At 61.4% G+C, this 21,712-nt stretch carries 21 protein-coding genes; 6 read left to right on the forward strand and 15 right to left on the reverse strand.

The window, feature by feature from the left end; translation table 11 throughout:
- Positions 1 to 10: 10 nt before the first annotated feature.
- The 5 genes from AC1RQI_RS07295 to AC1RQI_RS07315 all read right to left on the reverse strand — a co-directional run bounded on the left by AC1RQI_RS07295 (position 11) and on the right by AC1RQI_RS07315 (position 5,119).
- On the reverse strand, positions 11 to 259 hold the full coding sequence (locus AC1RQI_RS07295) for a YeaC family protein (protein WP_416634124.1): 249 nt from the start codon (positions 257 to 259) through the stop codon (positions 11 to 13).
- Positions 259 to 1,131 carry a rhomboid family intramembrane serine protease gene (locus tag AC1RQI_RS07300; protein WP_481904220.1) on the reverse strand — a complete coding sequence of 291 codons (873 nt, stop codon included), beginning with the start codon at positions 1,129 to 1,131 and terminating at the stop codon, positions 259 to 261. The genes AC1RQI_RS07295 and AC1RQI_RS07300 overlap by 1 nt, the downstream gene beginning before the upstream one ends.
- Positions 1,128 to 2,096 (reverse strand): metallophosphoesterase, encoded by a 969-nt coding sequence (locus AC1RQI_RS07305; RefSeq protein WP_481904221.1) that lies wholly within the window; start codon positions 2,094 to 2,096, stop codon positions 1,128 to 1,130. Before AC1RQI_RS07305 ends, AC1RQI_RS07300 begins: the two co-directional genes overlap by 4 nt.
- Before the next feature lie 11 nt (positions 2,097 to 2,107).
- Positions 2,108 to 2,992 (reverse strand): NAD(+) kinase, encoded by an 885-nt coding sequence (locus AC1RQI_RS07310; protein ID WP_416634121.1) that lies wholly within the window; start codon positions 2,990 to 2,992, stop codon positions 2,108 to 2,110.
- An 81-nt stretch (positions 2,993 to 3,073) separates the two neighbouring features.
- Positions 3,074 to 5,119 carry an oxidoreductase gene (locus tag AC1RQI_RS07315; protein WP_481904222.1) on the reverse strand — a complete coding sequence of 682 codons (2,046 nt, stop codon included), beginning with the start codon at positions 5,117 to 5,119 and terminating at the stop codon, positions 3,074 to 3,076.
- A 96-nt stretch (positions 5,120 to 5,215) separates the two neighbouring features.
- On the opposite strand from AC1RQI_RS07315, the gene AC1RQI_RS07320 reads away from it, so the two are divergent.
- On the forward strand, positions 5,216 to 6,259 hold the full coding sequence (locus AC1RQI_RS07320; protein ID WP_481904223.1) for an AraC family transcriptional regulator: 1,044 nt from the start codon (positions 5,216 to 5,218) through the stop codon (positions 6,257 to 6,259).
- A 166-nt stretch (positions 6,260 to 6,425) separates the two neighbouring features.
- Here the strand turns inward: AC1RQI_RS07320 and AC1RQI_RS07325 are convergent, their stop codons facing one another.
- Positions 6,426 to 7,454: an AraC family transcriptional regulator gene (locus tag AC1RQI_RS07325; RefSeq protein WP_481904224.1), complete on the reverse strand. Its 1,029-nt coding sequence runs from the start codon at positions 7,452 to 7,454 to the stop codon at positions 6,426 to 6,428.
- Between the two features lie 173 nt (positions 7,455 to 7,627).
- On the opposite strand from AC1RQI_RS07325, the gene AC1RQI_RS07330 reads away from it, so the two are divergent.
- Complete coding sequence (locus AC1RQI_RS07330; RefSeq protein ID WP_481904225.1) at positions 7,628 to 8,509, forward strand: MaoC family dehydratase; 882 nt, start codon at positions 7,628 to 7,630, stop codon at positions 8,507 to 8,509.
- Between the two features lie 3 nt (positions 8,510 to 8,512).
- Here AC1RQI_RS07330 and AC1RQI_RS07335 read toward each other — a convergent pair whose 3' ends face one another.
- The 3 genes from AC1RQI_RS07335 to AC1RQI_RS07345 are packed head-to-tail and all read right to left on the reverse strand — an operon-like array spanning position 8,513 to position 11,555.
- Positions 8,513 to 10,078 (reverse strand): ATP-binding response regulator, encoded by a 1,566-nt coding sequence (locus AC1RQI_RS07335; protein WP_416634114.1) that lies wholly within the window; start codon positions 10,076 to 10,078, stop codon positions 8,513 to 8,515.
- Positions 10,075 to 10,698 carry a response regulator FixJ gene (gene fixJ, locus AC1RQI_RS07340; RefSeq protein WP_416634113.1) on the reverse strand — a complete coding sequence of 208 codons (624 nt, stop codon included), beginning with the start codon at positions 10,696 to 10,698 and terminating at the stop codon, positions 10,075 to 10,077. Before fixJ ends, AC1RQI_RS07335 begins: the two co-directional genes overlap by 4 nt.
- Positions 10,699 to 10,709: 11 nt before the next feature.
- Entirely contained in the window at positions 10,710 to 11,555 is an 846-nt protein-coding gene (locus AC1RQI_RS07345) for a M23 family metallopeptidase (protein ID WP_416634112.1), read from the reverse strand.
- 84 nt (positions 11,556 to 11,639) lie between these two features.
- Here AC1RQI_RS07345 and AC1RQI_RS07350 point away from each other — a divergent pair, with 84 nt between their 5' ends.
- Positions 11,640 to 12,218: an alpha-ketoglutarate-dependent dioxygenase AlkB family protein gene (locus AC1RQI_RS07350; RefSeq protein WP_481904226.1), complete on the forward strand. Its 579-nt coding sequence runs from the start codon at positions 11,640 to 11,642 to the stop codon at positions 12,216 to 12,218.
- Here AC1RQI_RS07350 and AC1RQI_RS07355 read toward each other — a convergent pair.
- Positions 12,184 to 14,571 carry a Lon protease family protein gene (locus AC1RQI_RS07355; RefSeq protein ID WP_416634110.1) on the reverse strand — a complete coding sequence of 796 codons (2,388 nt, stop codon included), beginning with the start codon at positions 14,569 to 14,571 and terminating at the stop codon, positions 12,184 to 12,186. The two genes, AC1RQI_RS07350 and AC1RQI_RS07355, sit on opposite strands and share 35 nt — an antisense overlap.
- Positions 14,572 to 14,792: 221 nt before the next feature.
- On the opposite strand from AC1RQI_RS07355, the gene AC1RQI_RS07360 reads away from it, so the two are divergent.
- Complete coding sequence (locus tag AC1RQI_RS07360; RefSeq protein WP_416634109.1) at positions 14,793 to 15,311, forward strand: PilZ domain-containing protein; 519 nt, start codon at positions 14,793 to 14,795, stop codon at positions 15,309 to 15,311.
- Between the two features lie 9 nt (positions 15,312 to 15,320).
- Here the strand turns inward: AC1RQI_RS07360 and AC1RQI_RS07365 are convergent, their stop codons facing one another.
- The 4 genes from AC1RQI_RS07365 to AC1RQI_RS07380 form a co-directional block, all read right to left on the reverse strand.
- A complete protein-coding gene (locus AC1RQI_RS07365) occupies positions 15,321 to 16,034 on the reverse strand; it encodes a hypothetical protein (protein WP_481904227.1) in 714 nt (237 codons plus the stop codon).
- Positions 16,031 to 16,291: a YheU family protein gene (locus tag AC1RQI_RS07370; protein WP_416634107.1), complete on the reverse strand. Its 261-nt coding sequence runs from the start codon at positions 16,289 to 16,291 to the stop codon at positions 16,031 to 16,033. The genes AC1RQI_RS07365 and AC1RQI_RS07370 overlap by 4 nt, the downstream gene beginning before the upstream one ends.
- 3 nt (positions 16,292 to 16,294) lie before the next feature.
- The gene (gene recA / locus AC1RQI_RS07375; protein ID WP_481904228.1) at positions 16,295 to 17,362 is read right to left on the reverse strand and encodes a recombinase RecA; all 1,068 of its coding nucleotides are present in this window, start codon (positions 17,360 to 17,362) and stop codon (positions 16,295 to 16,297) included.
- Between the two features lie 97 nt (positions 17,363 to 17,459).
- Complete coding sequence (locus AC1RQI_RS07380) at positions 17,460 to 17,960, reverse strand: CinA family protein (RefSeq protein ID WP_481904229.1); 501 nt, start codon at positions 17,958 to 17,960, stop codon at positions 17,460 to 17,462.
- Between the two features lie 78 nt (positions 17,961 to 18,038).
- Between AC1RQI_RS07380 and mutS the strand changes: the two genes are divergently transcribed.
- Both mutS and fdxA read left to right on the forward strand, forming a co-directional pair.
- Positions 18,039 to 20,642 (forward strand): DNA mismatch repair protein MutS, encoded by a 2,604-nt coding sequence (gene mutS, locus AC1RQI_RS07385; protein WP_481904230.1) that lies wholly within the window; start codon positions 18,039 to 18,041, stop codon positions 20,640 to 20,642.
- Positions 20,643 to 20,710: 68 nt separating this feature from the next.
- Complete coding sequence (gene fdxA, locus AC1RQI_RS07390) at positions 20,711 to 21,043, forward strand: ferredoxin FdxA (protein WP_416634103.1); 333 nt, start codon at positions 20,711 to 20,713, stop codon at positions 21,041 to 21,043.
- Here the strand turns inward: fdxA and AC1RQI_RS07395 are convergent.
- Complete coding sequence (locus AC1RQI_RS07395) at positions 21,040 to 21,693, reverse strand: class I SAM-dependent methyltransferase (RefSeq protein WP_481904231.1); 654 nt, start codon at positions 21,691 to 21,693, stop codon at positions 21,040 to 21,042. The genes fdxA and AC1RQI_RS07395 overlap by 4 nt on opposite strands.
- Positions 21,694 to 21,712: the final 19 nt, after the last annotated feature.

Raw genomic sequence — 21,712 nt, forward strand, 5'->3', positions numbered from 1 at the left:
GTAGCGCGGCTCAGTGGCGTGTGTCGTGAACCTGGACACCACCCTCCCCTTCACCGGACTCGGGCCGCTCAATGGTGCCAGTCCGTTGCTCCTCGGGGATGTTATGCTCGTTCTCGTACCAGATGATGGCTTCCATACAGATGCGCTTCTGCTCCTCTGTCAGGGGCCGGCCATCCGGCCACTTGCCCAGCTGCAACGATTCGCGCAGGCGTTGGTAGATGCGCGGATCGAGCTGTCGGATCAGCTCCTCGTAGGTCATTACCGTCTCCTCATGTCATTCGCTGACCTCACCATGCCATAGGCCAGCCCACTGAGCAGCCCACCCAGATGAGCTGCATTCGCCATACTCGCGCCGAGCAGGAGCTCGGTCAGAGGGGTCAACCCAATCAGCAGCCATACCACCGCTACCGTCATCAGTGCCGGCGGAAACTGGAAGCGGAGCCGCCATTGATTACAAAACCAGACATAGCCCAGAACCCCGTAGACCACCCCGGAAAGCCCGCCGAACAAGGGTCCCGACAACAGAAACTGCGGAATATTGCCCCCCAGCGACGTCACCAGAACCAGGGCCACCAGGTGCCAGCGCCCATCCATGGCTTCAACCTGGCTGCCCAGGAACCAGAGAATGACGCCATTAAAGATCAGGTGCATCAGACTGAAATGCAGCAGGTCCGGTGTCACAAGACGCCACAGCTGCAGGCTTGCAAGCGTTTCGACCAGGGCATCAACACGGTACTCAAAGCTGGCGAGAGGCCATTCGTAGGGATGAACGAGGGTCAACAGGACCAACAGCTGTTCCCGGGCGCCGAAAGCGGTGAGCCACGCCGTCAGGGCAGCGGCCACGATCAAGCCAAACGTCAGTGGCGCGTCTTTCGGCCCTGCCTGCCAGTGCCCCGCCACCACACGGCGCTGGCGCGGCCGGCTAAAGCCTTCCGGGGCTCCGGCGTGGCGGGGATCGTCCAGGTAGCGTGACAATGCCTCAGTGACCGGCTGGCGAAGCTGCTCCCCCTCGATGAACAGGACCTGATGACCCCCATCCCATTCAATAGCGTGAGTAACCCCTTGGGAATCAAGCCATTGACTGAACGGTTTCAGATCGATCCGCTGCGGGACAGACGCAATGCGGATCATGTCGTCTGCTCCGAGCGGTTCACCTCCACCCAGACGAAGTGATCCGGGTCCAGGGTCACCTCGTCATCCAGCCGATAGGCCACCATCCGACCGTATTTCACGGCACTGTAGTCCAGGCAGGCCACATTGGGGGTGATCGGCGCGGGTATCCCTTCGAGCCAGTAGTGGCCCACAAAGACCGGCGGTTCGTTCTTATCGTAGGTGAGCAACCGCTCCCTGTCTTCCGGATCCAGGGGCCGGTTGGCCACGTCGTCCGGCAGCGGGTCCGGCTGGAACACGATATCGCCATAGGTCTCCGCCTGTTCCGCCCAGAACTTGGTGCGGAAAAACTGGCGCTGGAAGCCGTCACGCCCCGTCATCGTGCGGTTGTCCGGCAGCTTCATGGCGGTTCCCCGAAGCAGGCGATCCATAACCCGACCCGCGAAGGAGTGCGGCGCCATGGAAGCGTGCAGGAAGTCGGCATTGATGCAGCCGTCAGGATGGCGCTGCTCAAACTGGCGGATCAGGTGCTCATCCCAACAGGCGTGGACCACCCGGAAGCCGTCCCGTTCGAGGAAAAGCGGCAACTCGTAGAACCAGCTCAGAAAGTCGTGCCACTCGTCGTCATAGTGCTCAAACTGCTCAAGCGTTTCCCGGATGAGGCGAGTGTGGCGCTCGTTGTGTTCGCGCACATACCGCCGACCGCTGCCGGGACGAGCCAATGTGCAGTAACCCAGGGCGTTGTATTCATGGTTGCCCATCACAATCAGGGCGGAGCCACGATCCACCATGTCCCGCACCAGGTGCAGCGCCTCGCGGATGCGCGGCCCACGATCAATAATATCGCCCACAAAGACGGCCACGCGCGAGGGATGTTCATACACGCCCTGGCGCTTACGGTATCCCATCTGCTCCAGAAGCCGCTCCAGCGTCAGCGCACAGCCGTGGATATCACCGATGATGTCATAGCCCTGCGAGCGCTTCATGAGTGCCTCACTCAGCTTGCCGCAATGGTGCTGGCCCAGCCCAGCTTCTCGCGACAGGTCGCATAGAAGTTGTGGTCGCTGGGGTGGATCAGGTTCAGCCGGAAGGGGCGCTTCGCGATGGAGATGGCGTCACCGGGGCCGCAGGAGAGTTCCTTCTGGCCATCACAGCTCACCTGGGGCCAGGACTCGTTGGCCTCGTCGATGATCAGCTTGATCTCACTGTTGCCGTCCACCACGATCGGCCGGCTGCTGAGGGTATGCGGAAACATGGGGACCAGCACGATGGCATCCAGCTTAGGATGCATGATGGGCCCGCCGCCGGACAGTGCATAGGCCGTGGAGCCGGTGGGCGTGGACACAATGAGACCATCGGAGCGCTGACTGTAGACAAACTGCCCCTCGATGTAGAGATCAAACCCGATCATGCGGGTTGAGCGCCCGGGGTGCAGCACCACATCATTGAGCGCCGTGCCGAAGCCCGTGGGTTCGCCATTACGCTTGATCTCGGCATCCAGCATGAACCGCCGTTCCTGGATGTAATCGCCTTCCAGAACCGCGTTCAGCCGGGTTTCCAGTTCATCCGGAGAGATGTCGGTGAGAAAGCCAAGCCGACCACGATTGACGCCCAGGATCGGGATATTCGACTTGGCGAGGTCCCGCACGGCGCCCAACAGGCTGCCGTCCCCTCCGACCACGATGGCCAGATCACAGATTTCACCGATGAGCTTTTTGCTCGCCACCTGCAATCCGTGACCCGGCATCATTGAGGCAGTATCGGCCTCCAGCACCACCTGATAGTCGTTGTCGATGAGGTAGCTCTTGAGCCGGCGCAGTGTCTCCACAACCTTGACACTGCCCATACGCCCGATAACGCCGATATTCTTGAAGGTCTCCATGAACCGCCTTAATCCGCCGGTAGCCCGTGGGTAACAACCCCACAGTCTACCGGATCACGGTGGACGACGGGAATCACCGATTTACACGGCCGCGGCAACCCGGCTGCCCTGATCGATCGCACGCTTGGCATCCAGTTCCGCTGCCACGTCCGCGCCACCGATGAGGGTTACCGTCTCACCCGCGTTTTCCAACTCCGCCTGGAGTTCCCGCAGCGGCTCCTGGCCAGTGCAGACGATGATGTTGTCCACCGCCAGCACCTGGGGCTCACCGTCAATGCTGACATGCAGCCCGTCATCATCAATGTGATGGTACTCAACCCCGGGGATCATCCGCACATTGCGCATCTTCAGCGAGCTGCGGTGGATCCAGCCGGTGGTCTTACCCAACCCCTTGCCGGGTTTGGAGGTCTTGCGCTGCAGCAGTGCTACCTCGCGCGGGGGTTGTGGCGGGTTGGGCTGCAAACCTTCCACTCCGCCCGGGGTCTCAACGCTGACGTCAACACCCCACTCCTTCATGAAGTGATCCGGATCCAACGACGGCGAGGGGCCCTCGTGGGTCAGGTACTCGGACACATCGAACCCGATGCCCCCAGCGCCCATAACCGCCACGCGCCGGCCCACTGGCGCCTCTTTTCTGAGCACATCGATGTAGCCCAGCACCGAGGGATGATCAATCCCCGGTATCTCCGGCGTGCGGGGATAGACACCGGTTGCCATCAGGATTTCGTCATAGCCCTGGCCGGCCAGCGTCTCCTTGGTTACCCGGGTATTGAGGTGCAGGTTCACGCCGTGCTTCTCAATCATGCGGCGATAGTAACGCAGGGTTTCATGGAACTCTTCCTTGCCCGGAATCTTCTTGGCCATGTTGAACTGGCCTCCGATCTCCGCCGCTGCGTCGAATAGATCCACGTCATGGCCGCGTTCAGCCGCGACCGTCGCCGCCGACAGCCCCGCCGGGCCGGCGCCAACCACAGCGATACGCCGAGGCTGGTTCACCGGCTCGTAAACCAGTTCGGTCTCATGGCAGGCACGCGGGTTCACCAGACAGGAGGTGAGCTTGCCCTGGAAGGTGTGGTCCAGACAGGCCTGGTTACAGGCAATGCAGGTGTTGATCTCGTCCGCCCGGTTATCCGCCGCTTTCGCGATCATGTCCGCATCCGCGAGGAAGGGCCGCGCCATGGAAACCATATCCGCATCCCCTTCGGCGATCACTTCCTCGGCAAGATCCGGCATGTTGATGCGGTTGGTCGTAACCAGCGGAATACTCACCTGCCCCTTGAGGCGCGCCGTGACCTTACTGAAGGCACCGCGAGGCACCATGGTGGCGATGGTGGGGACCCGGGACTCATGCCAGCCGATACCGGAATTGATGATGTTGGCGCCGGCTTTTTCCACCTCCTTCGCCAGGTGCACCACCTCCTCCCAGGTACTGCCTTCGTCTACCAGGTCAATCATCGAGAGCCGGTAGATGATGATGAAATCCTCGCCCACGGCTTCACGCACGCGGCGGATGATCTCCAGCGGCAGACGGATGCGGTTTTCAAAGGAGCCGCCCCACTTGTCCGTGCGATGATTGGTGCGCCGGGCGATGAACTGGTTGATGAAATAGCCCTCGGAGCCCATGATCTCCACACCGTCATACCCCGCCTGACGGGCGAGACGGGCACAATTGACGTAGTCGTCAATCTGTTTCTCGACTTCGTCAGTTTCCAGCGCCCGTGGTGTGAAGGGGTTGATCGGCGCCTGGATCGCCGACGGCGCCACCAGATCCGGTGAGTAGGCATACCGCCCCGTGTGCAGGATCTGCATGCAGATCTTGCCACCAGCACGATGCACATGGTCGGTGACCACTCGGTGCTCCTCAGCTTCCTCCTCCGTGTCCATCTTGGCGGCCCCCTTCATAACCGCCCCTTCCGGGTTTGGCCCGATGCCACCGGTAACGATCAGGCCCACGCTACGGGCCCGCTCCGCGTAGAAAGCACCCAGGCGTTCAAAACCATTCGGTGCTTCCTCAAGGCCAGTGTGCATGGAGCCCATCAGGGCCCGGTTGCGCAGTTGAGTGAAGCCCAGATCCAGCGGCTCCAAAAGGTGGGGGTAAGCGTTGCTATCGGATGGGTTCTGGGTCATGGCGGTCTCCTCGTTCTGAATGCCCATCAAGTTACGCACCTGGCACTCATGCTACAATATTCACAGATTGGTTTTAGGTCCTTATGGATTGGTATTATGCTCGGAACCCGTGCCAACCGCCTGGGCGATATCAGCGTCAGCTATGTAGCGGTCATGGCCCGTACCCTGCGCAGCCGTGATCATGACCCCGCGCCATGGCTGGCCCGTTACCGGGTCTCCAGGGGGCTGCTGAACACACCCGGCGCACGCATCAGTATTCCCCGGTTCATGCGCATGGGGCATGCCGCCATTCAGATGACCGGTGAACCAGCCCTGGGGCTGGCTTTCGGGGATCACACACGCATGACCGATCTGGGACTGGCGGGAATGGCCGCTGCCAGCGCCCCCACCCTCGGGGAAGCGCTGGCGACCCTGGTGCGCTATGAGCGGCTGATGAGTACCAACAGCCGTGGCCAGTCGCATACCGAGCGCACCGCTGATGGCGGACTGAGTGCGGTTTTCTACTCCATCAGCCCCTATAACCGCTATAACTGCTTTGTGGTGGATTCGATCCTGGCGGGGTGGGTGGCATTCCTGCGGGAACTTGGGGGGCAAGACCCATTACTGGTAAAGGTCGGCATTGAGTACACTGAGCCGGCCAACGCCCAACAGTACAGGCAGTGGTTCGGGTGCCCGGTTCAGTTCGAGGCCGAACAGAACCGCATCGACCTGCCTCCAGAAACCGCTCTGCATCCCAATCGACTGGCCCAGGCAGCGCTGTTCCAGGAGCTGTGCCAGCACTGCGAGACCGAGCGCCAGAGACTGGCATGGGGCCAGAGCACGACCGAACGGGCGCGCGAGGCCATCGCGCAACGCATGGGATCAGCGCCACCGAGCATGGCCGAGGTGGCACTGGGACTCGGAACCACCGAGTGGGGCCTCAGACGGGCGCTGGAACAGGAAGGGCTGACCTACCGTGCCCTGCTCGATCGCACCCGCCGTGAACTGGCCGAGGACTACGTGCGCGGCACGCCGCTGTCGTTTTCCGACATTGCATCACTGGTGGGATTCGCGAACCCCAGTGCCTTCCACGGCGCATTCCGGCGATGGTACGGGTGCAGCCCCGGACGGTACCGGCGCCGGTACGGAATGGCGCGTTGATTCACAGGTCGATGCCGTCGTCGCATTCCGACTCCTCCCTATCGTCGTCCTGAAGACTCAGCTCCAGCAGTTCTTCTTCGTGCTCACGCATGGCCGCCTCCTGATTACCGTTCATTCTGCCGATCAGGATGCGCCCCAAAGGTGACAGGATTATGACCTGCCGCACTCAGCTGACCATGTCCTCGTCGTATTCCTCGGAGCGGCGCCGGAATTCGATCGGGGTCATACCGGACCAGCGTTTGAAGGCACGATAAAAGGTGCTGGGTTCGGAGAAGCCAGTCAGGTAGACAATCTCGTCAATGGACTCATCCGTGGCGGCCAAAAGGCGGCAGGCCAACCGGTAACGGAACTGCGACACCACCTGGTTGAACGAGGTATTGGCCTCGGTGAGACGCGTCCTCAGGGTCCGCGGCTTCATGTTGAGCCGGTTGGCCACCGCGCTCAGGGTCACCTCCCCGGAATCGAGCTGTTCAGCGACCAGCCGCTCCACATCCCCGACGATATCCTGCTTTTCGAGCTCGGCAACCTGCTCACTGGCGAAACGCTCATGCAGTGCCAGAAGCCCCGGCTCATGATGCGGTGACGGATGCTCCAGCAGATGGGCCGGAAAGTAGAGCCGTGTCTCTTTCTGCCCAAAGCGCACCGGGCATCCCAGACTCTCCGCGACCCGCTGCTGACCCTGACTGCGTTCATGCTCGAAATACACGGCTGTTGGGAGGAATTCGCCATCCGTCACTGAGTTGAAGAAAGTCAGCACCCCCAGGACGAAGCATTCGGAAAAATGCCCGATACGCCGGATTTCCTCGGCGGCAGCATTGAGGGTCAGGTAACACGACTCCGCGCCCTCATACAGTTCCAGATCCGCCGCATCGCTGAGCAGTCGCTGATAGTTCATCGCCCGTCTCAGGCCCTCACCAAAGGTCGGGCTTGAAAGAAATAGATACTCCAGAACCTGCCCCTTGTAGGTGGGCACATGCAGCCCCAGATGCAACCCGATGTCCGGGTCGCCGGTTACTTCTTCAACCACCTGCCAGAACAGAACCTGGGCGGCATGGGGCGTTCTGAGATTTTCTCGCTGGAGGTAGTTCTCATCCACCCCAAGCCGGCGGAAGATTGCATCGGTGTCGACCCCGGATCGCTGCATCGCCTGGTAAACCAGCCGAAACAGGACCCCTGAATCCCTTTGTTCCTGCATACTGTCACTTCCCGGCCTGTTGTTATTTTGACCCGAATGCCGCGCAACGCCGGTCCTTTCGCGATTGACGCTGTCACAGCCTATGTGCATTCTGCAAGACATCATACAAGCCGATTGGCCCAGATGACATCCACCTGTGACATACCCCTCAGTCTAAGCTCAAACAGGCGCTTATGAACCAGACAGCCCATTACCGATTCAGTGGTCCCACCTTGCTCCCCATGTACGGCAAGGCACTTCTGGCCAGTACCAAGGCCGGCCACCCCTCGGCGGCAGACCTCCCGGAACTCAGTGCCAGAATCGACGGCGTGCGCACGGATACCACGCAACTTCGCCACTACCGGGACGTCTGTGGCTTCACGGCCAGCAGCCTATGCCCCATCACCTGGCCTCACATACTCGCTTTTCCGCTGCACATCCGGCTGATGACGGATACCAGCTTTCCCCTGCCTCTGATGGGGCTTGTTCATGTCCGCAACCGGATCAACCAACAGCGCGCCATCCACCAGGGCGAAATCCTTGAGCTCCAGGCCCGGATTACCAATGCCACGGATACTGCACGCGGGATTGAGTTCGACATCCTCACCGAGGCCAGCTCAGCCGGGCATCTTATCTGGACAGAACACAGCACCATTCTCTACCGCCAGCTCCAGAGCGGGGACAGTGGCGGCAAGAAAAGCAAGGACAAGCCCGAGCCACCACAGTTGCTAACGGGTCAGGCCCGGGTCCAGGCCCCCGCCAACATCGGCTACCGTTATGGTCGGGTTTCCGGGGACATGAACCCCATCCACCTGCATCCCTTATCGGCCAAGGCGTTTGGCTTCCCGCGCAATATCGCCCACGGGATGTGGAGCAAGGCGCACTGTTTGGCGCTATGGGAGCAATCCGAAGGGCCCCTGGAGAAGGGGAATGTGGACATCCACTTCAAGAAGCCGTTCTTCATTCCCGGAACCGGCATTCTGACCTGGGAGCGCCACGGCCGGGAAACACCCCTGCGGCTTCTGAACAGCGACGCCTCCGCGCCCCACCTGGAGGGCACGCTCAGCCGCGGCTGAGTGTCAGCTGGGATCGGGTGCGGCGTCGCCCGCCACGGGCAGCGTGAACCAGAACGCAGTGCCGCCGCCGTCCCGGCGCTCAAAACCGATATCGCCGCCCTGGCCGATGATCAGGCTCCGGCACAGTGAGAGACCAATCCCCATGCCCTCATCCTTGTTGGAGTAGAATGGCTGGAACAGACGCTCCTCCGCGTCTTCGGGCAAGCCGCAGCCACGGTCGGCAACACGCACACAAACCGCGTCGTCCACGCGCTCCGCACTGAGCTCCACCGGCTCCTCAGTACCACCATTGTGGGTAGCCTCCAGTGCGTTACGGATCAGGTTGAGCACCACCTGCTGGACCTGCACCGGATCCGCCACCGCATAGCTTAGATGGGGCGGAATGGACAGGCTGATCTCAACCGAGTTGTTGCGCGCGTCCACTTCCGCGAATTCCCGGCTTTCCGCCAGAAGCCGAGCCACGTCAACGGTCTCCTTACCGGTGGCGGGCTGATGCACAAACTGGCGGATACGACGGATAACCTCACTGGCACGATGGGACTGGGCGGTGATCTTCTCCAGCACGTCCGCAAGAGCGTCCTGGTCCAGTGTGTCCTTTTCCATCATGCGCGAAACCAGGCTCACGTAATTGGTGATGGCCGTCAGCGGCTGGTTCACCTCGTGAGCCACGCCAGCCGCCATTTCCCCCATCACCGTCAGCCGGGACGCATGGGCCAGTTGTTCACGCTGCTCGGCAACCAGGTCCCTGGTTTCCTCAAGTGCCCGCTCCTGCCCAAGCTCCTCGGTGATGTCCCGGAACACCAGAACGCTGCCGGTCAGCTCGCCGTTCTCGAAACGGGGCGCGGCACGGTATTCCGCCTGGAAGGTGCTTCCATCGGCACGCGCCATCATGACGCCACGACGCAGGGCTGCGTCACCGTCCTGGCACAGCACGCGCTCCGCGTGCGGGGTGCCATCACTCGCGCTGTCACGGAAATGAAGCTCACCGACGTCACGCCCTACCAGGGCTTGCTGTTCCGCTCCCACAATCTCGGCAGCCGCCGGGTTGGCAAAAGTGATCACCCCTTCCGGGTCCAGACCGTAGATACCCTCGAAAATGGCATTGAGCAGGCTGGCCTGTTCACTTTCAAGCTGACGGTTGCGCGCCTGCATGGCACGCTCGAGCTGGATGACCCGGATCTGGGTATCAACCCGGGCCATGACCTCCTGGGCCTGGAAAGGCTTGGCGATATAGTCCGCTCCTCCCATATTGAAGCCCTTCACCTTGGCATCAATATCATTGAGGGCAGAAAGGAAGATAATGGCGCACAGGGCGGTATTGGGATCCGCACGCAGATGCTGGCACACTTCAAAGCCATCCATCCCCGGCATCATGATATCCAACAGGATCACTTCCGGCTCATGGCGGCGTGCCAACTGCAGCGCCTTTTCGCCATCATTGGCAATCAGAAGCTGGTACCCCTTGTCCCGCAGGGTCTCGTAGAGCACCTTAAGGTTCTGGGGGTTGTCGTCAACCAGCAGGACACAGGCCTGCTCGGGGTCAGTAGAGGGCTGGCTCTCCGCCGTCATCCCTCATCCCCGTCCCGCACATTCATGACCATGCGCACCAGTTGGGCCAACGAATGGGTGCCCATCTTGTGCATCACCCGTGAGCGATGGATTTCCACAGTCCGCTGGCTGATATCAAGCTCAATGGCAATGACCTTGTTCGCCTGGCCGGCCACCATCCGGTCCATGATCTCGCACTCACGGGGCGTGAGCTGTTCCAGCCGCTCTTCCACCAGCCGCTTCTGTTCCCGGCCCTGTTGCTGCTCGGCATCCGTGGCCAGAGCCCCGCGAATCTTCTCCAGCAGCTGATCCTCACGGTAGGGTTTTTCGATGAAATCAACGGCCCCCTTACGCATGGCTTCCACAGCCAGAGGTACATCGCCGTGGCCCGTCACGAAAATGATGGGCAGGGTGGAACCACGCTCAATCAGCTCTTCCTGGAGTTCCATACCATCCATCTCGGGCATGCGAATGTCCAGCACAATGCAGCCCTGCATGCCAGCATGCCAGTCTTCCAGAAATCCGGTGGCGCGCTCGTAACCCTGGACTGCAAGACCTTCCGAGCGCAGCAGCATGGACAGGGAATCCCGAACCGCCTCGTCATCCTCAACGATGTAGACCGTTTGCTCGGTCTCCGCCATTGACATACTCCTTACTGATTACTGTTGCCCATTCCGGGCCTGGTGGTGGCACCGTCCACCAGAGGCGGCGCCACCGTCATCGGGTCCACCCGCTGCTGCCGCCAGTTCATGCGCCAGTCCAGATGGGGCCCGGTTGCCCGACCAGAAGCGCCCACCTCGCCCAGAATATCGCCCTGGGCCACCTCATCACCCTGGCTCACATGGATCTCGCTCAGATGCAGGAAGGTGGAGGAAACGCCGTAACCGTGATCCAGAATCAGGGTTCCCCCTGAGAAGTACAGATCCGGCGCCACCAACACAACACGTCCTCCCGCCGGCGCCGCCACAGGGGTGCCGGTTTCTGCCATTATATCAATACCATAATGGGGCTGGCGGGGCTCGCCATTGTAAAATCGCTGACTGCCATAGACCCCCGTAACGGGTCCGGCCACCGGCCAGACCCAGGGACCGGTAAAATCCGTCCGCCGCGACCGTGTCTTCCGGGCTTCACGAACCCGGCGCGCTTCCGCCCGGATGCGTTCCAGCGCGTCCTCATCCGGGGTTACCGTCTCCTGCGGAACGCCGTCAACCCGTTGTACGTCGTACTCGCGCTCCGCCAATTCGATGGTGCGGGTGGTCCGCTCGCCATCCGGAGCGACCACCACCAGCTCGTGTTTCAGTGACGCTTTCCGCCCAAATCCGAGGGCAAAACGGCCTGAGCCGGTAATCGCCACAGGGTCTCCATTGAGACGAACCTCACTCCCGGGCTCCACCTGCCCACTCAACAAAGCCCCCTGGCGCCTGGGCCCTTCCAGCTCCAGAGCCATAACAGAGGTTGCAACAGAAATCAGGCAGAACAGCCAAAAAAGGCGCGACACACGGAACCTCCGGGTTTGAGATCGGGCAGACGCCCGTTATTGTTAGCGAACCTGGTGAACAACTGCAACCGCGGAGCCGCCCCGTTGTACGAACTGCCCCCTTTCCAGCTGCCCTTCTTCCACCCCTTCCTGAACCCGGAAGAAGCCGATGAGTTACTGGCATTGCTGCAACAGCGAATCCCCTGGCAACAGGATCGCATCACCCTTTTCGGCCGGGAACACCTTATCCCCAGGCAGCAGTGCTGGATCGCCGATGATGGCCTGACCTACCGTTATTCCGGCCAGACCATGGAACCCGCCCAATGGCCGGACTGGCTCAAGCCGCTGGCGCATCATGTCAGTGAAGCCGCGGGCGAGCGCTTCAATAGCGTGCTGGCCAACCATTATCGCAACGGCAACGACAGCATGGGCTGGCACAGCGACGATGAGCCCGAGCTCGGACCTGACCCGGTAATCGCATCACTGAGCCTGGGCGGCACCCGGCGCTTCAGGTTCCGCCACCGAAGGGAGCACGGTCGCACACTGGGCATCGACCTCCCCCATAACAGCCTTCTGGTGATGCCAGCCGGCGTCCAGGCTGACTGGCAGCACGCCCTGCCGAAGACCCGGAAGCCGGTACCCCCCCGGGTTAATCTGACTTTTCGTCGTCTTGTCGACGCCTGAGATCAGACAGCCGCTGCTCCACCCGCCCATAGAGACTATCAGCCGGGAAACACCCGTCACGGTCCGGCGTCCCGGCTGGCACCCCAAGGATCAGCTCCAGCGCCTCTTCAACCCGTGATACGGCATAGACCCGGAAGCCATCTTCCTTGACGGCCTCGCGCACGCGCCCCGCCAGCATCAGGTTCTGCACGTTCGAAGCGGGCAGGATCACCGCCTTGTCCCGCGTATCGCCCCGCGCCACGCAGGCATCAAGGAAGCCTTCCACTTTTTCGTTGAGCCCACCCACGGGCTGTACTTCCCCATGCTGGTTCACTGACCCGGTCACAGCCATGTCCTGGCGCGCGGGCTGCTGTGCCAGCACGGAAACAATGGCGCAGAGCTCGCCCAGGGACGCACTGTCGCCGTCAATCTCGGCGTAGGATTGCTCAAAGGTCAGGGTCGCCGTCAGCGGCATCGGATGCTCACGGGCAAAGAGGGACGACAGCCAGGCGGACAGAATCATCACCCCCTTGGAGTGGATGGAACCACTCAGCTTCACATCCCGCTCAATATGAATGATATCCCCATCTCCATACTGGCAGGTCGCGCTAATGCGATTGGGAAGACCAAACTCATAGCCACCGGTAGAGAGCACCGAGAGCCCGTTGACCTGGCCCACCGCACTGGCGCTGAACGACAGCAACACCGAACCATCCGCAAATCCCTGCAGAAACTCATCCCGAATGCGCCCGTTACGGTAGTCCGCGCTGACCAGCGCCTGCTCCACATGCGTGCGCTCGATCCCTTCACCGCTGCTGCTGCGCGCATGGAAATCCGCCTCACGCAAGACATTGGCAATGTCCACCGCATGCAGCGAGAGCCGGTTCTGGTTTTCCGCGAGCCGCGAACTGTATTCAATCACCCGCGCAACGGCCTGCTTACTGCATGGCAACAGCCCCTTGTCCTGGCACAGGCTTGCAATGAACTTGGCATACAGCAGCTGGCTCTCGTTGGTGCGCGGCATCTCGTTCTCAAAATCCGCGGTCACCCGGAACAGCTCCGCGAATTCCGGATCATATTCCTGAAGCAGCAGCCAGGTTTCGCGATCACCAAACAGAACGATCTTGACGTCCAGCGGGACTGACTCTGGCTCCAGTGAGATCGTACCGGAAAGGGTGAGCTCCCGCTCCAATGAATGGATACTGATCTCGCGGGAGCGGATGGCGCGTTTAAGGGCATCCCATACAAACCCCTGTTCCAGAACCTTGGTAGCATCCATAAGCAGGTAACCACCATTGGCCCGGTGCAGGCTCCCCGGACGGATCAGCGAGAAATCCGTATAGACCGTGCCTTTATAGGTCACTGTTTCAATGAACCCGAACAGGTTGTGATAGGTCGGATTCTCCTCCACAACCACCGGCACCGAGTGATCCTGGCGGGAGACCAGCAGATTGATGCGGTAGCGCCGCGGCAGGCGCTGTTCCATGGAGGCATAGGCGAAAGCGGCCTTGTCTTCACTGTCTTCCAGGAAAATATCAAGGTTATCCGCGATGTCCTTCTTCATCCCCCGGAAATGCTCGGGCACTCCTTCATACTCACTGTAGCGCTCAGCCAGCTCATCAATCAGGTGGGCCGCCACGTGCTCCACGGTCTCTTCATTCAGCTTCTGCTGCTGTTCGGCATGCTCTTCCTCCCATTCCGCAATCTGGCGCATCACGCGCCGCAGCTTTTTCTCCAGGTCACGGATGGTGTCCTCAAAGCCACGCTTTTCCTCATCCGACAACGCATTGAACGACTCATTGGTATGCGGCTCATTGCCATTCAACGCCGTCAACCGATAGCCGCCTGGGGTGCTCATGGACAGGTCCACCCCATGCTCGCGGGCCTCATGGGCCAGCGCATTCAGCGCCTCTTCCTGGCGGGCGGCATAGCGCTGCTTAAGGTCCTCAAAGCGGCTTTGGTAGGTATCACTGTCAAACGCCTGGGGGATTACCTTCACCAGACGCGAGACCAGCCGGTCCACATCATGGCGTAAGCGTTCACCGACACCGGCGGGCAACTTCAGGACCCGGGGATTACGCGGGTCATCGTAGTTGGCTACGTAGCACCAGTCGCTGGCCGGCGCATGAGCTTCATCCCGGTGCGCCAGGTAACGCAGCATCATGGTCCGCTTGCCCAGCCCGGACCGACCCAGTGCGTAGACGTTATACCCGTTGTGTGGCATGGCGAGCGCGAACCGTACTGCCTCCCGGGCGCGGTCCTGGCCGACAATCTCGTTAAGGGGCTCAAGCGCGTCCGTGTTCTGGAACGGCAGCTCCTTGAGAACGCAGGCCTTGTACAGCTGTTTCTGGGGAAGTGGCTTCAACTCAGTCAATCCGTCATCTCTTTGGGGAAACGGTCAGACACCGCACTCTACAGGGCTCAACCCGAATCACAAAGCAGCCCGTGGATAATGCTTATCAGTTCCAGGGACACCTTAATGTGAGACCTGTCACACCGTCCCCGGGCCGCGCTTTGATCTGGCACCGGAATAAGCGACAATTAAGTGCAATCAATAAGTACAAAAACCTATCGACTCAAGAGGCAAAACCGCCAATGAGCACTCAGAGTGACTCCCCCGGGAGCACCATGGATCTCGCGGACATGCCCTTTGCGGTGCACAGGGATCACGCGCGCCATCAACACAACGACAGGGACCCTTCCCTGGCCCTTTCCTGGTCATCTCAATCCCACGAAAGCGAGCAACGGATCCAGCCACGTTTCGCCGCGCCGGGATTGAACGTACGCGTACGGGCATGGCGTTTTCTGTTATGGGAGAAGAGGGGCCGGCCCGTGAAGTGCCTTGATATCAACCGTTATGGCACCGCCGTTCTGGCGGAACACCCCTTTCGCAAAGGCGCCCGGCTGCGGATGGACTTCCGCGGGGAACACATCACCCAGTACGACATAAACGGTCGCGTAAAGAGTTGCGTCCAACAAGAGGACGGCTATTACCGACTGGGCATCCAGTTCACCTACTGGTCGGTGCCGGGGCATTATTCGCGTGCCATCGACAACGCACTGTCCCAGCTCGAGGGATTCTGCCGCCGCCAGATGGCGCGCTACCGGCGCTGAAGGGCGGGCCTAGCGCAAGCCGCTGAACAACATGGCCAGGACGATGATGGCAATAATCCAGCCAACCACAGCGACTCCGAAACCTTTTGGCATCAGGCTGTCACCATCATCCCCCGCTTCCCTGGTCTCCGGGGAAGCTCCCTCATGAGACGACCCCACACCATCGGCACCACCATCAAGCAGGAGCCTGATCCGCTCCTGCGGAAAAGCCTCCTCCAGCCGGGCACGATGCTGGCGCCAACCAAGCCGTTCATCCAGGTACGCCAGGACGTCTTCGGATACTGGCAGCTCCCCCGGAACCGCCTGACGGGACAGGAAATCAAAAAGATTAAAGCGCAAGACCTCGGTAACGCCGGGCTTGTGGGCCCGTTCACTCTCGAGCTGAGCCCGCCAGCGGCGGAGGTCCTCCCGCCACCCTGGATTCGCGAACACCGCTTCCAGCTCCGTCATCACCCGCCCCGCCTGGACCTCAGCATCCTCGGACGGGGGCTCTGGCACCCGGATGGACTGGTCGCCGCTGTCAGAATCAGAATCAACGCCGAAACCCCGCTCCTGGGGCTCGGCTCCAGCCTCCCGCATCGCTGATTCATAGGCCTCGACCAATGCCTGGTAGCGCTCCGGGCTGGCCTCAGGGTCCGCAAACTTCAGCTGATGCTCGAAGGCGGCTTCAATGACCTCTGGGTCATGGCTCTGGTCAATGCCCAGGGTGGCCCATTTGCTCATGGCGCCTGATCTCCCTGTTGCTCCTGCGCCAATTCTTTATCGTCCAATTGATCAGCAGGCACCAGCGTTGCCACCTGGCTGGGATTGTAGGGCGTGTAAAGCACAGCCAGACGTCCGCTAGAAACAGCCTTTGCGACCTGCTCGCGGCAGGCGGCAAGGGGATCCTCAACGTCTATACCTCCGGCTTCCCGGATACAGTATTCCTCGATCAATGACTCAAGTGCCTCAGCCGAAAGCTGATCCGGGGGAATGACCATGCCTCAGAGCAGATCCTCACTGGTACCCTCGGTCAGGGCATCATCACCGGAGGACGCCTCTTCCTTGCCTGCGGCCTCATTCGGTTTGGGCATCAACCGTTCGCGGATCTGGTTCTCGATCTCGGTGGCAATCTCTGGGTTGTCCCTCAGGAATTTACTGGCATTGGCCTTGCCCTGGCCGATCTTATCGCCCTTGTAGCTGTACCAGGCGCCGGATTTTTCCACCAGCCCCTCCTTAACGCCCATGTCGACAATCTCGGCCATACGGTTAATGCCCGTACCGTACATGATTTGAAACTCAGCCTGCTTAAAGGGAGGCGCAACTTTGTTCTTGACCACCTTCACCCGGGTCTCGTTACCGGTCACCTCTTCACCCTCTTTCACCGATCCCGTGCGCCGGATATCAAGCCGTACCGAGGAGTAGAACTTGAGCGCGTTACCACCCGTGGTGGTCTCCGGGCTACCAAACATCACGCCAATTTTCATGCGGATCTGGTTGATGAACACCAGCATGGTGCCCGACGTTTTCACACTTGCCGTGAGCTTACGCAGCGCTTGAGACATCAGTCTTGCCTGCAAGCCCACATGGGAATCACCCATCTCACCTTCTATCTCAGCCTTGGGCGTGAGCGCGGCCACAGAATCCACAACAACGGCATCGACGGCACCGGAACGCACCAGCATATCGCAGATTTCAAGCGCCTGTTCGCCGGTATCCGGCTGCGATACCAGCAGCTCGTTGATGTCGACTCCCAGCTTCTCGGCGTAGACCGGATCCAGGGCGTGCTCCGCATCCACGAAGGCGCAGGTCTTGCCTTCGCGCTGGGCTTCCGCGATCACCTGGAGCGTGAGCGTGGTCTTACCTGAAGACTCGGGCCCGAAAATCTCAACCACACGCCCCAGCGGCAGCCCGCCAATACCCAGCGCCACGTCCAGCCCCAGCGAGCCTGTGGAAACCGCCGGCATGGCCTCCCGTGGCTGGTCGCCCATTTTCATCACCGCGCCCTTGCCGAACTGGCGTTCGATCTGGGAAAGCGCGGAGTTCAGTGCCTTTTTCCGGTTGTCATCCATTGCGTTTGCCTTCTGGTCGGGTGCTGCCTGCCACGCGCTGCAGCGTCACTGTATGTATGGACAGTATTATGCACGGAGCTGATCAATGATTCAACGGTCACCCCTCAAGCCAACGCTTGAGGCGCGTCAGGGCAAACTGAACGGCGTCACGGCGGACCTGGTCCCGGTCTCCCTCGAACTGCTTACAGGTCGTCACGGGGGTACTGCCCGCCACGCCCCAACCAAACCAGACGGTGCCGACCGGTTTGTCAGCGCTGCCGCCTCCAGGGCCAGCAATACCACTGACCGCCACCGCCACGTCAGCTCCAGTTTTCTCCAGAGTTCCAGAGACCATGGCGGACGCCACGGCAGACGATACGGCGCCATGGCCGGCCAGGATGCCTGCGGGAACGCCCAGCAGCTTTTCCTTGGCCATATTGCTGTAGGTAACCAGCCCACTTTCAAAGTAGTCGGAACTGCCCGAGGTATCGGTCAGGCACTTGGCAATCCAGCCACCGGTACAGGATTCGGCGGTAGCGATCACCCGCCCTTGGCCACGCAGGCACTCGCCCAGCGAGGCGGCGTCGCGCGCCAGTCTGGCATCGGATGGCTCTGCCATAGGACTCTCCGTTTCGTTCGCGGGTTCATGGGACTAGAATCGTGCATTCCACCAGATCAGCAGGCACAAGAACAGGTCATGTCCGCAACGGAACCCGATCTCAGCAGCCACACCCCGATGATGCGCCAGTACCTGCAGCTCAAGGCTCAGCACCCCAACGAGTTGCTATTCTACCGCATGGGCGACTTTTACGAACTGTTCTACGAAGATGCCCGCCGTGCCGCCGAGATGCTGGACATCACCCTGACCGCGCGCGGCCAGTCCGCGGGCCAGCCCGTTCCCATGGCCGGCGTGCCCTACCATTCCGCGGAAAGCTACATCGCCCGCCTGGTCCGGGGTGGCCACGCCATTGCCATCTGCGAGCAGACCGGCGATCCGGAAACCTCCAAGGGCCCGGTTGACCGTGAGGTCGTGCGCATCGTTACCCCCGGCACCCTGAGCGACGAAGCGCTTCTGGAAGAACGCCGCGACAATCTGTTGATGGCGATCCACGCCCATAAGGGGGCTTTCGGCATCGCCACGCTCGAGATCTCCTCCGGCCAGTTCGTGGTTGAGGAGCTGGATTCGGAAGAAGCCCTGAGTGCCGAACTCGAACGGCTGCAACCCGCCGAGATCCTGATCAGCGAGGATTTCCCGCACCCGGAACTGCTCGAAGGCTTCAACGGCATACGCCGCCAGGGCCCCTGGCTGTTCGAGATGGAGTCCGCCCACCGGCTGCTGACACGCCAGCTCCAGGTTCGCGACCTGCGCGGCTTTGGGTGCGACGACCTTACACTGGCCATCCAGGCGGCCGGCTGCCTGCTGCAATACGCCCGCGATACCCAGCGCAATAACCTCCCGCATATCCGCAGGCTCAGCCGTGAACGGCGCGAGGAAAGCGTCACCATGGATGCGGCCAGCCGCCGGAACCTGGAGATCGACACCAATCTCGCCGGGGGCCAGCAGAACACACTGGCCTCGGTGATGGACCGCACCGCCACGGCCATGGGTGGGCGCCTGCTGCGTCGCTGGCTGAATCGCCCGCTGCGCGACGCCGACACCGTACGGGAACGCCGGGACAGCGTCAGCACGCTCCTGGCAGGCCACCACCACGAGACCATCCACGAACGCCTGCGCGGTATTGGCGATATCGAGCGCATCCTATCACGGGTGGGTCTGGGTTCCGCCCGCCCCCGGGATCTGGCCCGGCTGCGCGATGCCCTGACCACCCTGCCCGAACTCCAGCAGGACATGGCCACCCTGGAACTGCCCCATCTGCGAGCGATTGCCGGGCGCATCGGCACCTACCCGGCGCTGGCAGAGACTCTGGAACGGGCCATCGTGGATAATCCACCGGTAGTGGTGCGCGATGGCGGTGTGCTGCGCTCCGGCTATGACGAAGAGCTGGACGAACTCACCAGCCTCAGTGAAAACGCCGGCGATTACCTGATGCAGGTTGAGGAGCGCGAACGCGAGCGCACCGGCATCAGCACCCTCAAGGTTGGCTACAACCGGGTTCACGGCTACTACATCGAAATCAGCCGCAGCCAGTCCGAGAACGCCCCGACGGAATACATCCGCCGCCAGACGCTTAAGAACGCGGAGCGTTTCATTACCCCGGAACTCAAGGAATTCGAGGACCGAGCCCTGAGCGCCAAGAGCCGGGCGCTGGCCCGCGAGAAATACCTCTATGATGAGCTGGTCAAGCATGTCGGCGAAGACCTTGAAGCCCTTCAGGAAACCGCCAGTGCCCTGTGCGAGCTGGATGTTCTGGCCAATTTCGCGGAACGCGCCCAGAGCCTTCGGTTCAATGCGCCGGCATTCAGCGACGAGCCGGGCATTGCCATCAGCCAGGGCCGGCACCCGGTGGTGGAATACCTTCAGGACGCGCCTTTCGTACCCAATGACCTGCAGTTGGACGACCGCAACCGCATGCTGGTGATCACCGGCCCCAACATGGGCGGTAAATCCACCTACATGCGCCAGACCGCATTGATCACCCTGCTGGCCTACTGCGGCAGCCATGTACCGGCGGAATCCGCCACCCTGGGACCGGTCGACCGCATCTTCACCCGCATGGGCGCCTCGGACGACATTGCCAGCGGCCGCTCCACCTTCATGGTGGAAATGACCGAGACCGCCAACATTCTCCACAACGCCACGCCCGAAAGCCTGGTGCTGATGGACGAGGTGGGGCGCGGCACCAGTACCTTCGACGGCCTGTCACTCGCCTGGGCAGCCGCGGAGCGCCTGGCCGGCGAGGTCGCCAGCTATACGCTGTTCGCCACTCACTACTTCGAACTCACGAGCCTCCCGGAGCGAACCGGTACCGCCCGCAATGTGCACCTGACGGCCACCGAACACGAGGACAGCATCGTCTTCCTGCACAGCGTTCACGAAGGCGCAGCCAGCCGTAGTTACGGACTGCAGGTGGCCCGGCTTGCGGGAGTGCCGGCGGACGTCATCGACAACGCCCGCCACAAGCTGGCGGAGCTTGAGGGCAGTGCCGGTGGGACCAGTGGTGCCAGGACGGAGGCTGTCTCAGCGCCGACACTCCAGGCGGACATGTTCGCAAGTCTGGAACCATCGCCGGAAGAACGTGACATTCTTGATCTCGACCCGGACGGCCTGACCCCACGCGCTGCCCTCAACACCCTGTACGAACTCCGTGCACGTTTACAGGAGCGCCTGGGCGGCGATTGAGGTTGGCCATTGCAGGTCCCGTCTCCGAACCATAGAATACGCGGCTGAACCATCGCCAGGATGTAACCATGACGTTTGTCGTTACTGAAAACTGCATCAAGTGCAAATACACGGACTGTGTGGAAGTCTGCCCCGTGGACTGTTTCTACGAGGGCCCCAACTTCCTCGCCATCGATCCGGACGAGTGCATCGACTGTGCACTCTGTGAGCCGGAATGCCCGGCCGAAGCCATCTACTCCGAGGATGAGCTGCCGGACGACCAACAGGAATTCATCGAGATCAACGCCGATCTCGCGGCCAAATGGCCGAACATCACCGAGAAAAAGGAGCCGCCGGCAGACGCCGAGGATTGGGATGGCGTCAAGGGCAAGAAGCAGTACCTCGAGCGCGACGGCGCCTAAAGCGGTTTGTACATCAGTGCCACGTCCTTGCGTGGCACCTCACAATGCCAGCCGAACCGCGCTGCCACCCAGTGCAGCGTCGATTCCCGATAGAAGACGACGTGGGTCGGATCCCGGCGGTAATGCCAGTGGGCGAATCGTTCATCGTCCGTCTGGAAGCAGGTCATCACTCCCAGCCACCCTCCCGGCAGGAGCAATTGATCCAGAAGCTGGAAGGTACGCGCTGGCGCGTGGAGGTGTTCAACCACCTCGGTACAGGTGATTCCCTCGTAGCGTCCCTGAAGCAACGCTGCATCAGGGGCGTAGAAAGGGTCATACCCATGAGGCGTGAACCCTGACTCGCGCAACATGGCTATCAGTGCCGGCCCGGGGCCGCAACCGAAATCAAGCCCCCGGTCTCCAGGCATCAGGCGAGGGGTCAATGCCTCCGAAAGCCGCGCCAGAAAGCGCCGGTACCCCGGATCGGCCACCTCATTGTCATGCTGATCGTATTCCGCCTTTTCCGTCTGGCGATCCGGCCTCTGGGAAGGGTCCAGAAAGGTTGCCTCACACCGACGACAGCGCCAGTAACCGCGCTCACCGATCGCCATGAACCAGGCAACCGTATTCCCCAGGCACACCGGGCAAGCGGGGGCGGGGTTGTGTAACATGGGCTCCGGCAGAGAGTCC

It is taken from the genome of Salicola sp. AFF1 (assembly GCF_056783195.1).